We start from the raw sequence: 10824 nt of genomic DNA on the forward strand, positions 1-10824 counted from the left end.
TGCCAACGTCGCCTAATCAACAAGTAGAGACGCGATGAATCGCGTCTCTACAGGAGTCAGGAGTAACTAATGAACTTTGTCAGAATGAGTTCGTCAATTTTTATTGTTAGCTAAGAGAGCGAATTTGAAGGAGTCGGACTCTGAAAGGCTTTAAATTCAAAGGCGTTGAAAAATTTATTGGGCCAATAGCCGCGCTTCTCGGCTTTGTGTATTTGTTGCAATGGTATATTGGAGACTTGCGATCGCCTTCCGATCCCATCTTTGAAGTCAAACAACCGCCTTTGGTGATGAAACAGGGCGACCCCTATATCCGCGCTTTGATGCGAACTATCTCAGCGAGTGAGGCAAGTGGCAATCGTCCCTATTCTCTGTTATATGGTGGACAGCAAGTCAACGACCTGACCCGACATCCTGAGATATGCGTCACAATTCTCACAGGGCCTAACACAGGTAATTGTTCTACGGCTGCTGGCAGATATCAAATTATCAACATTACTTGGTATCGTTTAGCTCCCCATTATCACCCAAACCCGATGCAGATGATGTTTTGGACTAATTATAGTTTTGAAGCAGAGTATCAAGACGTGGTAGTTTATCGTTGGTTGAATGATTCTAAAGTTTGGGGAACTAATATATCTCAACTGTTGCGTCAGAAGAAGTTAAATGATGTTTTGCGACGACTCTCTCCCACCTGGACGAGTCTAGGATATGGTATAGAAACTAATTCTGTTAGTAGCTCTTTGCCTAAAGTTTACCAAAAAATGTTGCAAGAAGAATTAACCGCAGTTAAGCAACTAGCAACCCCAACTTCTTCCAGTAAGCCAGTAAATAAGCCACCAAAGAAGCCATGAGACTATCCTAGTTTTTCAATTGCTGTGGAAAAAAATATTTGATACTTTCCACAAATTCCAAGGTATTTTCAAAGTGAATATTATGTCCAGCATTACTAATTATTTTTAGCTGGGAAAATTTACATATTTTAGACATATCTGTATTAATAGCGATAAATTTTTGATCATATTCACCAACTAATAAAAGTATCGGAATTTTATTATCTTTAAGTTTTTGCCACAAAGAAGGTTGACATCCAGTACCCATAAAGCGCAATGATTTATCTAATTCAATAGGATTATTCTGCAATCTACTTTTTATCATGCGATCGTATTCTAGACGATTTTTTATATAACCAAAAATCGGCTGATTATACCAATTTGAGAGAAAAGCAGCAAAATCGCTTTTTTCAAGGCTTCCTGTTAATTTCTTACCTATTTGCGTGTCAAATTTAATTCGTTCTAATTGTTCTGCTTCTGTTGGCAAACCCGGAGAAGCTGACTCTAACACAACTTTATAAAAACGTTCTGGGAAATGCAGGGCGAGGTATAAAGCTAATCTCCCACCCATTGAATAACCAACTAAGAAGCATCTAGTAATTTTTAATTCATCTAATAAGTTGATTAAAGCATAGGCAGTATTTGCCATTGTATAGTATTCATCTCTACCTAACAATTGAGTTTTGCCGTGTCCGGGAAGGTCAATTTTCAAATGAGAAAAATCGTCGGAGAGTAATTTAGTGGCTTCATTAAATTCTTCAATGTTACCCATAAAACCGTGCAGAAAAAGAATCAACGGTTTATCTAGTTTGCCAATTAAAGAATAGTTAAATTTGTAATTTTTTATAAGCATAATGTTGATAAAAACATTACCCTTAACTAAAATCAAAATATTTGCTTTTCACAATTTGGGTTGTAATAATAGCTAATTTTTAATTTTCTTTTGTTTAAAACTAAGGCAAAAATCTATCTAAAGCAGCTTTTAACTGCTTAATTTCGACATCAATATTACCCTCTTGGGCGGCTCTACCAATACACTCAGTTAAATGTTCATCCAAAACAATTCGCGCTACCTTATCCAATGCGCCGCGCACTGCGGCGATTTGCAACAACACATCAGGACAAGGGCTATTTTGCTGCACCATTGTTTTAATACCACGAATATGTCCTTCTAGACGCGATAAGCGATTGACAATTCGTCGTAAAGACTCTTCGCTATGGATGTGAGGATGAGCTAATTCTCCAGTCCCATGAGTATGATCTGGATGCTCGTGCTTTGCATCGTGACTATGGGAATGTTCTGCTTGCTGGGATGTTGGCAAGGATTCCTTCGCTAATCGGTTTGATCCATTCATGGGTTATCAAAGGACTTGTATTACTAAAATCCTAGCTTAGAGGGTAATTCGTAACAGGGATTTAGATCCACGGAATTAGTTAATAAGTAATGAGTTGTGCCTATGCGTAAGTCTGATCTAGTTATGTAGTTTGTTCTGGTTCAGTCGTTAAATTTTGCCCAATTTTTGATTCAGTACCAGCAAGCAGTCGTTCAATATTACTGCGATGACGAAAAATTACATATAAGCTACCGACAATCCCAAACAGAATATATGGTAACGGTTGATGCGAAAGTACCATGAAAATGGGAACAGCGATCGCACCTGAAATTGAACTCAAAGAAACAATCCGCGATATTGCCACGACAACGGCAAACACACCCGCTGTTGCTAAACCTATCTGCCAACTCATTGCCAATAAAACCCCCAAGCTGATAGCAACAGATTTACCACCAGTAAAGCCTAAAAAAATCGATTTACTATGTCCCAGGATGCCAGCTAACCCAGCTAAAGTAATTAACCACGGTTGCCACAGTTTTGCATCTACCGTTGGGGGGATATAATTTTGAATTGGATTAAAAGTAAATAACCAGTAAACTAGAGCGATCGCTAATACTCCTTTTAAGGAATCAAGTACTAAAACAAATGCTCCTGGCCCTTTCCCCAAAGTTCTGAGCACATTAGTTGCGCCAGTAGAGCCTGAACCAACTTCCCGAATATCAATACCTTTTAACTGCTTTACAGCAATGTACCCAGTGGGAAAAGAACCCAATAGGTAAGCTATGACAACAATTGCCCCGCACAGAGTTAACCAAATAGCCATAATAAACAATTCAAAATTTGAAATTTGAAAAAGTCAAGAGGTATTACTCTTGACTAATGACCAATGACCAATGACTAATTAAAAGTCATCATCATAGTTTCTCACGGCTTTGGGGTCGGGCGCAAAGGCTAACCACAGAGGAAATTGCAGCAGTGATAAACTGATTTGCTCCTCAGAATCGTCAATGATAATCAAAGGCAGTTGATTGGCTTTCGTCAATCTGTCTGCTTTCTGAGCCACAGCATCAGATGCCTCAAATAATACCACGCCCCGGTCTGGCCCGAAATCTGGACGACCGATTCCTAAACAATCTTGTAAGCCGCGCCGCCATTCACCTAATCGCTCCGGTGTATTAGCTAAAACTAAAGTACGGACGCGATCGCCATAGAGCTTGTGTAATATCGAAATTGCGGCTGAGGCAATCAGGACATTTTGTAAGCGGCTACCCATTGTCCGCAAACCACCCCGTCCCCCTTGGTTAAAAAACCAGTTGGAGACTCGTTCTGCGTGGACTGGTTCAAACGTGCGGCGCAGTTGCCACGCCGAACCGTAGTAATCTGGTTTGTTGCGGTATTGGTCAATTAAACGGCGAATTTGCTTTGTAGTATCTTGAAACTGCTGTTGAGCAAATTGCGGTATTCCCGGCTGGGGTTCAGCTGGTTTAGCCTCTTTTACAGATGGTTTTTCTCGTTCTACCACAGTTGGCGCTAGTTGCAACTGCTCGGCGGCAGAAGCCAAATCCTGTAAGCTACCTGTGAGATAGTCTTTAAAACCCTGCACCCGAATTGCTAAGTCTTGGGATGTTCCTGCAAAAGTGGTTCGCATCTCGTTGCGGATACGTTCTTGACGACGTTCTAGCTGTTCTATAGAAATTTGTAGAGCTTGTTTGCGCTGTTCTAACTGCACAAGCGACTCTTGTACGAGTCGTCCCAGCGAAGTTTGAGTTTCACTTAGTTGTGCCTGAATATTTTTGTAAGAAGCTTGCAGCTTGGCTATTTCTGACTTGAGGGCTGCTTCAGCATTCTGCAACTCTATCACTCGCTGCTCTGCTTTGGCGTATAGTAAACCATCCTGTGATTCTGACCCCAGCACAGCAGTTTCGGTTTCTAACTCCGCCACAAACTCACCATTAGAATTTTCTGTTGGCTCTACTGTAGAATCTACCTCTTGTGCATTGGAGATGAGTGGGTTAAAAGTTGCATAGTCTTCTGATGAGCTAATGGCTCCTGTTTCTACCACTGACTCAACAGATGGATTTAGTGGATATTGCTCTGCATTGCTCTGTTGTTGTTTTTCTGCCAACCACTCATCAATTGGTTCTGGGGTTTGAGATGCCTCTGGGTTCATAAACAGTAGTGTAATTCCTATGACGCGAATAAATAGCTTTCAGAAATAATTACAATTGACACGCTCTTCAAGTTTTAAGCCATGAGTGCTGAGTTATGAGTCTAGATCGAAAAGACTCAGCACTAAGTACGTGGACAACGTTGTTCTAAGCAAGTTTTTAAGGTGTTAGGGTCAAATAAAATCGGCAAAAAGTGAATACTTTTAATTTCTTTAAAGTAAAACAGTATGGGGACTCTATTCCAGAAGATTCGCCAGTTTTGCCATTCCTGGTAGGGAAAGCGCCGAATCAATTTTTCGCCTCTGTAAATATCTAAGTCGGTGGCGGTAAATTGCAAACGCAGCGTTAACGCTTGAAACATGAGAAACAAACCAAACAGTGTGAAAGCCAAGCCTACCCACGGTTGTACCAATAGTAGTGGAATAGCAGCAATCACCAACACTATAGGTATATTGTAACTAGGCTTGAGTTCCACAGTTGAAGTGGAGGTAGGAGCAAATGAAGATGTCACAGTCTTAAGTCCTGCTTTGTTAGTAGATATCTCTCCTATTTTAGGAGTTAGGAGTTAGGAATGAGGAGTGAGGAGTTTTAACTCATAACTCCTAAATCTTAGAGTCCTTGAAGCAATGCGTTACCAGCCCCCTGAAACATTAACCACGAAAGAAAGAAGTTGCTCACAAATATAACCAGCAAGGCAGTCACAACGGCGGTTGTGGTTGACTGTCCTACACCTTTGGCTCCTCCTGTTGTCGTCAAGCCCCAACTGCAACCAATTACAGCTATGAAAATACCAAAGCAACACGCCTTAATCATGGCGCTAAAAATATCCCAGATCCCCAGAAAGTTACGGGCTGACTCTAGAAATACCGTATCAGACATATTGTAGATATTTGTCGCAATTATTAATCCTCCGAACATCCCTGTCACCAAAGAGAGGAGGGTTAAAATTGGCAGCATTAAACAGCAAGCAAGGACGCGGGGGATAACTAAGTAATCGATTGGATCTGTTCTTAACATCAACATGGCATCGATTTGTTCTGTTACCCGCATGGTGCCGATTTCGGCTGCAAAGGCAGAACCGACTCGCCCCGCCAAAACCACTGCTGTCAACACGGGAGCGAGTTCTCGTGTTAACGCTACGGAAAGCACTCCGCCGATAATGTTTCCGGCACCAAAGTTGATAAATTCTCGCGCTACCTGAATGGTAAACACCGCGCCGACGAAAATAGCCGTCACCAGGGCAATAAATAGGGAATCTGGCCCAACTGCTGCCATTTGTTCTAAGGTGTTGCGCCGATGAATTTTGCCTCTCAATAGGTGAACTAGTACTTGCCCACCCAGAAAGATTGCTGCCAGCAACCGCTGACTCCATTCTCCTAAACTGGATTTGGATGTAGTCTGGTTCAATGTTCTGTAGCTAACTCGGTAACTGCCTTAAGAATAGCGGAAGTCATGGGGAATGGGAAATGGGACATTGGGCATTGGTTATTCTTTCTTCTCTCACTTCCTCACTTCTTCATCTTTCCTAATCAGGCTAAATATTAACTTAAGTTAAAAATGTTCTCAGAATATGAAGCTGTTATTAAACGGGCTGTAAAGTCATAAATAGGGGCTAACCTCGGCTATAACCCTTATTTTGCATGGCTTTTATAGATTCAAATAATTTTTTATATCCCTAGCATATGCTGTAGCTGATAGCCATTTCTTTTAATGAAGATTTAAGATTTTTGACATATTGGCTGCTCCGAAGCGATCGCACGTATCGTAGAAAATGACAAACCGATATCCAGCTATTGTCATTTCTAGTCACGGAGTTTGTTCTAAATGACTATTTTCATTAACTTTTTCCGCTCCCTGCTACTCACAATCACTTTTAGTTTTGTTGCTCCCATCTTCGTAGTTGGTGGCGGATTGCTCTTTCTATCTCTCATTGGTAACATCCCTGGCTTACAAGAGTTAACTGAGGCGATCGCTACTCAGATCATGCACTTCCTTGCTACCTTTGGCAGTGGTACTCCCCTGCGCGGATTATTTGTGATTAGCTTGACCTGTAGTTTCGTCGGGGCACTGTTTGATATGTACGTTTATTATCGGTGTCAAATTTTACGAATAGATTCATAAGTAGTAAAAACAGCTTCGTCAAATATTCATCGGCTGTACAAGAGAAGAAAAAGTGATCTTTCTAAAGGTGAAAGTATTACTGGTCTTAACTTAGATAAGCGATTGGTGTTGCTAAATGGATTTTTATTAATTAAATTGAGCGCCGAAATTAGTGATTAGATACGTATTATTTATTAGTTATTAATTACTAACGAGATGTATAAATGTACGCTCGTGGCAAACTGATTCTCAAGAGGCTAAAAAGGCACAATACCAAGGGTTGATGAATTTTGAATCCCGCAAGATAGCAAAAATAGCCTGTGCTAAATCATCACGCTGGACGCTAAACTAGAGTTTGGCATTTTGGTGTTAGCTGTAATACTTAAAGACTTGATTAGCATTCATTGAGAATATCAGATAAAACACCCGACAAAATATAAAAATTTCCTTAAAATCCTGATGAACACAATGCCTGCTCACGTTTCTTAACAAAGTAAAGCAAGTCGTCTGACCGCTGGGCATCTTATATTAAGTTTATTACGAGGTATGTTGACAGCTCATGATTTGGCCGTTTAAGCCCAAGTTTAGAAAACAAATTGCGCGGATTGAAATTACTGGTGCGATCGCCGGTGCTACTCGCAAACGCGTCCTAGAAGCCCTGAAAACTGTAGAAGAAAAAAAGTTTCCGGCATTATTGCTACGGATCGATAGCCCTGGCGGTACAGTCGGAGACTCCCAAGAAATCTACAGCGCCCTGAAGCGTTTGCGCGAAAAAATTAAAATCGTCGCTAGCTTTGGCAATATTTCGGCTTCTGGAGGAGTCTACATCGGCATGGGAGCCGAACACATCGTCGCCAACCCAGGTACGATTACGGGTAGTATTGGTGTGATTCTGCGTGGGAATAATTTGGAACGCTTGCTAGAAAAAATCGGTGTTTCCTTCCAGGTAATTAAGTCTGGCCCTTACAAAGACATTTTGGCTTTCGACCGGGAACTGACTCAACCAGAAGCAAACATCCTGCAAGAGTTGATTGACACAAGTTATCAGCAGTTTGTCCAAACGGTAGCTGATGGCCGTTCTTTAGCAGTAGAAACTGTGAAAACTTTCGCCGATGGTCGGATTTTTACTGGACAGCAAGCCCTAGAGTTGGGTGTTGTAGACCGCCTGGGTACAGAAGAAGATGCTCGTCGTTGGACAGCAGAACTGGTGGGTCTTGATCCGGAAAAAACTCTCTGCTATACCCTAGAAGAACGTAAACCTTTATTGAGTCGCCTTGTACCAGGGAGTCGTCAATTTTCATCAGGAATTGGGGCTGGTATTGATTGGCTCGAATTTGAAATGTCTACTAGTGGTTTACCGTTGTGGTTATATCGACCGTAGTATGAGTTTAGAGCGGAGCCGGAGACGCTCCGCCTCCGGTTAGAAGTGAGGAGTTAGGAGTAAAAACTCCCAATTTCTTACTCCTAACTCCTAATTTTTGTGTTTTAAGGAGGATTTTGGCGTGGACTGGCAAATGCGGGCTATTCGCGGAGCAACAACCGTTTCAGAAAATACTGTTGAGACAATGCAAGAGGTAGTGACAGAACTATTAGATGAACTAGAAAACCGGAATCAATTTCAGCTGAGGGACATGATTAGTGTGACTTTCTCGGTGACACGCGATTTGGATGCTATTTTTCCAGCTGCGATCGCTAGAGCGCGTCCTGGCTGGGATAATGTGGCCATGTTAGATGTGCAGCAAATGCACGTCGAAGGCAGCTTACAGCGCTGTATCCGGTTCTTAGTCCACATATATATGCCAGCCTCCGCCTCAATTCATCATATCTATTTACGCAACGCTGCTAGCTTGCGTCCCGACTGGAGTTTGCCCCAATCTTTACAAACATCACAGCCAGCAGTTAAGTCAAAAGTGTAAATTATTTAAATAAAATATATGTAACAAACAGCACAAGAATAGAATTGTGTGCTGACGCGGCTCCTTAACCTGCTGCTGGTGGTGAGAGAATTTTCCGTGAGATGGAACTGGTGTGTGCGTGATGATTATCTGGCATAGCTCATGCTTTGAGGCAACTATTATAACGATGAGTAAAGGGTAATTATGGAACAGCAAACTTTTGAAGGAACATGGGAGGAGATTCTCCTGCGTACTTCTGAACTGACTGGACGACGAGTAAAATTAATAATCCTGACTAATGAAACTCCAAGTGACGCATCTACAGATACCTTAGACAAGTTGTTGCAAGGCAGAGTAGGACAAGTAAATTTTCAGCCAGCAAACTTGTCTGAACGTACAAGCGAAGCTTTTGCAGATATTTTGTCAGCGAAGTATGACCCTTCAAGTTAAACCAGTGACGCTCTGCGATGCTTCTGCCCTGATTGCTTTAATTAACCAAAGCGATGCCAATCACCAACGTTGTGTTGATATATTACCTCAGCTACTAGCCCCTTTACTAACCACTTGGTCTTGTTTTACAGAAGCCATGTATTTATTAGGTCGCTATGGTGGATGGTCTGCACAACAAGAGCTATGGGGCTATGTTGCTGATCAAATTCTTTTGTTGCACCAGAATAATGTAGAAGAACAGGAAAGAATGCGATCGCTGATGGAGCAATATCGAGACATCCCAATGGATTTGGCAGATGCTTCTTTGGTAGCCACTGCTGAAACCTTAAATCAGAGACGAATTTTTACTCTTGATCGAGATTTCCACATCTATCGATTTCGTGGTAATCAGTCTTTTGAAGTTGTACCTTGAGCAATAAATCGATAGAAAAGCGGCGATCGCGCTTTGCAAAAGGATAATAAAATATATGCTGAGATTTCCGAGACAATGAGAATTAGGATCAAAAGGTAGTCTGTCGCACACAAGTAACTATATGACATCCACATCGCGTATTGTTCATAGCGACCCCGATATATTGGGAGGAACCCCTGTTTTTGTTGGTACTCGTGTGCCGATAAAAACCTTGCTTGATTATCTAGAAGCGGGTGACTCACTGGATGAGTTTTTAGATCACTTTCCCAGTGTCAGCCGTGAGCAAGCGATGTCTACGACGGGCTACGCCTACGCCGCTCTCGAATTAGCAAAGGAGATGCTGACCGCTTATGCGAATTCTTTGATAGAGTGTGTTCCACGACCCTTGAGGCGTGAACTCACTGATTATGAGGTACGCACAGTTGTGGAGACAGGATGGTCAGGCAAAAAGAATGGCGAACTGTTACAACTGATGATCCAGGAGAGTTTCACGATTCTCCTCACAACAGACCAAAACTTACGATATCAGCAAAACTTGCAACAGACTGGAGTTGCGATCGTTGTTCTCGTAGCGTTTAGTAATCGCCTGCCTGATTTACTTCCATTGATACCCAGTGTTTGCAGTATCCTAGCAACGATCGCTCCGGGTGTGGTTGTTGAAATCAGAGATTTTTGACACGTTGGTGCAACAACTCTATTCTTTTTGATGATGAAACCGAATTCCTAAAAAGATGTCGTAAACAAACTCAAAAAAGTCCTTTTTCTGCAACAATCCTGAAGTTTGATAACAACCTTTTTCATCTAACAGAGGTTTCATGAGATAATATGCAGGCTGGTAATTATACCAAGGAATAGAAGGCCACAGATGATGAACTAAGTGGTAATTCTGTCCCATAATTAGAATATTCAGAACTGGGTTAGGGTAGACGCGAGCATTTTTCCAGCGATCGCGCTCCGCAAAAGGACGATGGGGCAAATAGTCAAAAAATAATCCCAATGCTATCCCCACCACAAAAGCCGGTATGAACCAAAAATTCAGAATGTAACCCAAAAAGTGGTACTGAACTGATATATAAACAATTACACCGACAATTAAGCGGCTAATAAACCATTCTAATAGCTCAGATTTACGCCACAATCGCCGTTGAAAGAAAAACACCTCGTGGTACAAAAAGCGCACCGCAATCAGCCACAGAGGCCCACCTGTAGAGACATAATGATCTGGGTCGTCTTTAGGATGATTGACATATCTATGATGCTGTAAATGCACCCGCGTAAACACTGGAAAAGCAAAAGCTAGCATCAACGCACTGCCATGACCTAACATCGCATTAATCGCTCGGTTACGATGGGCAGATTGGTGACAGGCATCGTGAATTACCGTCCCAGCACAATGGAGGGCAATTGTGTTAACGCTAAAGCATAGCCAGTGTGGCCATTCCCAAAGCCAGTAACCAAAGTTAGATAACACCAGCATTGTCACAGATCCGAAAAACAGCAGTAGCGTGGGATTGAAATCACCAGGAGGCGCTAAAAATTCCTTGGGCGGGATTGTCAGTGGCTTTTGTGCCTCCAATGTAATCATTTTTGACATTGACTCCTTTTTTACCAAACACTACGAATATACGATGAACA

13 protein-coding genes and 1 pseudogene are annotated in these 10824 nt (G+C 41.9%); 7 read left to right on the forward strand and 7 right to left on the reverse strand.

Annotated features, from left to right (window positions below; all coding sequences use genetic code 11):
- Window positions 1-206 precede the first annotated feature (206 nt).
- Complete coding sequence (locus tag ACEW80_RS30830; protein WP_373530255.1) at window positions 207-851, forward strand: glycoside hydrolase; 645 nt, start codon at window positions 207-209, stop codon at window positions 849-851.
- 7 nt (window positions 852-858) lie between these two features.
- Here ACEW80_RS30830 and menH read toward each other — a convergent pair whose 3' ends face one another.
- The 6 genes from menH to ACEW80_RS30860 all read right to left on the reverse strand — a co-directional run bounded on the left by menH (window position 859) and on the right by ACEW80_RS30860 (window position 5739).
- Window positions 859-1683: a 2-succinyl-6-hydroxy-2,4-cyclohexadiene-1-carboxylate synthase gene (menH, locus tag ACEW80_RS30835; RefSeq protein ID WP_373530265.1), complete on the reverse strand. Its 825-nt coding sequence runs from the start codon at window positions 1681-1683 to the stop codon at window positions 859-861.
- 100 nt (window positions 1684-1783) lie between these two features.
- The gene (locus ACEW80_RS30840; protein WP_373530256.1) at window positions 1784-2185 is read right to left on the reverse strand and encodes a metal-sensing transcriptional repressor; all 402 of its coding nucleotides are present in this window, start codon (window positions 2183-2185) and stop codon (window positions 1784-1786) included.
- 121 nt (window positions 2186-2306) lie between these two features.
- Window positions 2307-2987, reverse strand: coding sequence for a glycerol-3-phosphate 1-O-acyltransferase PlsY (plsY, locus tag ACEW80_RS30845; RefSeq protein WP_373530257.1), 681 nt, complete (start codon window positions 2985-2987; stop codon window positions 2307-2309).
- A gap of 78 nt (window positions 2988-3065) precedes the next feature.
- Window positions 3066-4334, reverse strand: a complete 1269-nt coding sequence (locus ACEW80_RS30850; RefSeq protein WP_373530258.1) for a DUF3086 domain-containing protein — start codon at window positions 4332-4334, stop codon at window positions 3066-3068.
- A gap of 122 nt (window positions 4335-4456) precedes the next feature.
- A complete protein-coding gene (locus tag ACEW80_RS30855) occupies window positions 4457-4873 on the reverse strand; it encodes a DUF3119 family protein (protein WP_373530266.1) in 417 nt (138 codons plus the stop codon).
- Window positions 4874-4941: 68 nt separating this feature from the next.
- Window positions 4942-5739: an MlaE family lipid ABC transporter permease subunit gene (locus ACEW80_RS30860; protein ID WP_373530259.1), complete on the reverse strand. Its 798-nt coding sequence runs from the start codon at window positions 5737-5739 to the stop codon at window positions 4942-4944.
- 417 nt (window positions 5740-6156) lie between these two features.
- Between ACEW80_RS30860 and ACEW80_RS30865 the strand changes: the two genes are divergently transcribed.
- From ACEW80_RS30865 to ACEW80_RS30890, 6 genes and pseudogenes are all read left to right on the forward strand, one after another.
- A complete protein-coding gene (locus tag ACEW80_RS30865) occupies window positions 6157-6453 on the forward strand; it encodes a hypothetical protein (protein ID WP_373530260.1) in 297 nt (98 codons plus the stop codon).
- A 538-nt stretch (window positions 6454-6991) separates the two neighbouring features.
- The gene (gene sppA / locus ACEW80_RS30870; protein WP_373530261.1) at window positions 6992-7813 is read left to right on the forward strand and encodes a signal peptide peptidase SppA; all 822 of its coding nucleotides are present in this window, start codon (window positions 6992-6994) and stop codon (window positions 7811-7813) included.
- 121 nt (window positions 7814-7934) lie between these two features.
- Window positions 7935-8348: a chorismate mutase gene (aroH, locus tag ACEW80_RS30875; protein WP_373530262.1), complete on the forward strand. Its 414-nt coding sequence runs from the start codon at window positions 7935-7937 to the stop codon at window positions 8346-8348.
- Window positions 8349-8531: 183 nt separating this feature from the next.
- Window positions 8532-8777 (forward strand): hypothetical protein, encoded by a 246-nt coding sequence (locus tag ACEW80_RS30880; protein WP_373530263.1) that lies wholly within the window; start codon window positions 8532-8534, stop codon window positions 8775-8777.
- Window positions 8761-9189 (forward strand): type II toxin-antitoxin system VapC family toxin, encoded by a 429-nt coding sequence (locus tag ACEW80_RS30885; protein ID WP_373530264.1) that lies wholly within the window; start codon window positions 8761-8763, stop codon window positions 9187-9189. Before ACEW80_RS30880 ends, ACEW80_RS30885 begins: the two co-directional genes overlap by 17 nt.
- A gap of 121 nt (window positions 9190-9310) precedes the next feature.
- Window positions 9311-9547: pseudogene (locus tag ACEW80_RS30890) on the forward strand (DUF433 domain-containing protein); the annotation flags it as partial.
- A gap of 336 nt (window positions 9548-9883) precedes the next feature.
- Here ACEW80_RS30890 and crtR read toward each other — a convergent pair.
- A complete protein-coding gene (gene crtR / locus ACEW80_RS30895) occupies window positions 9884-10774 on the reverse strand; it encodes a beta-carotene hydroxylase (protein WP_373530267.1) in 891 nt (296 codons plus the stop codon).
- Between the last annotated feature and the right edge of the window lie 50 nt (window positions 10775-10824).

Source organism: Nostoc sp. (genome assembly GCF_041747015.1).
GTDB lineage: Bacteria > Cyanobacteriota > Cyanobacteriia > Cyanobacteriales > Nostocaceae > Nostoc.

Bases quoted from the DNA above. Each gene is read 5' to 3' on its own strand.
- ACEW80_RS30880 (WP_373530263.1), top strand. From the start codon at position 8,532: ATGGAACAGCAAACTTTTGAAGGAACATGGGAGGAGATTCTCCTGCGT.
- ACEW80_RS30885 (WP_373530264.1), top strand. From the start codon at position 8,761: ATGACCCTTCAAGTTAAACCAGTGACGCTCTGCGATGCTTCTGCCCTG.
- ACEW80_RS30840 (WP_373530256.1), bottom strand. From the start codon at position 2,185: ATGAATGGATCAAACCGATTAGCGAAGGAATCCTTGCCAACATCCCAG.
- menH (WP_373530265.1), bottom strand. From the start codon at position 1,683: ATGCTTATAAAAAATTACAAATTTAACTATTCTTTAATTGGCAAACTA.
- ACEW80_RS30865 (WP_373530260.1), top strand. From the start codon at position 6,157: ATGACTATTTTCATTAACTTTTTCCGCTCCCTGCTACTCACAATCACT.
- plsY (WP_373530257.1), bottom strand. From the start codon at position 2,987: ATGGCTATTTGGTTAACTCTGTGCGGGGCAATTGTTGTCATAGCTTAC.
- crtR (WP_373530267.1), bottom strand. From the start codon at position 10,774: ATGATTACATTGGAGGCACAAAAGCCACTGACAATCCCGCCCAAGGAA.
- sppA (WP_373530261.1), top strand. From the start codon at position 6,992: ATGATTTGGCCGTTTAAGCCCAAGTTTAGAAAACAAATTGCGCGGATT.
- ACEW80_RS30850 (WP_373530258.1), bottom strand. From the start codon at position 4,334: ATGAACCCAGAGGCATCTCAAACCCCAGAACCAATTGATGAGTGGTTG.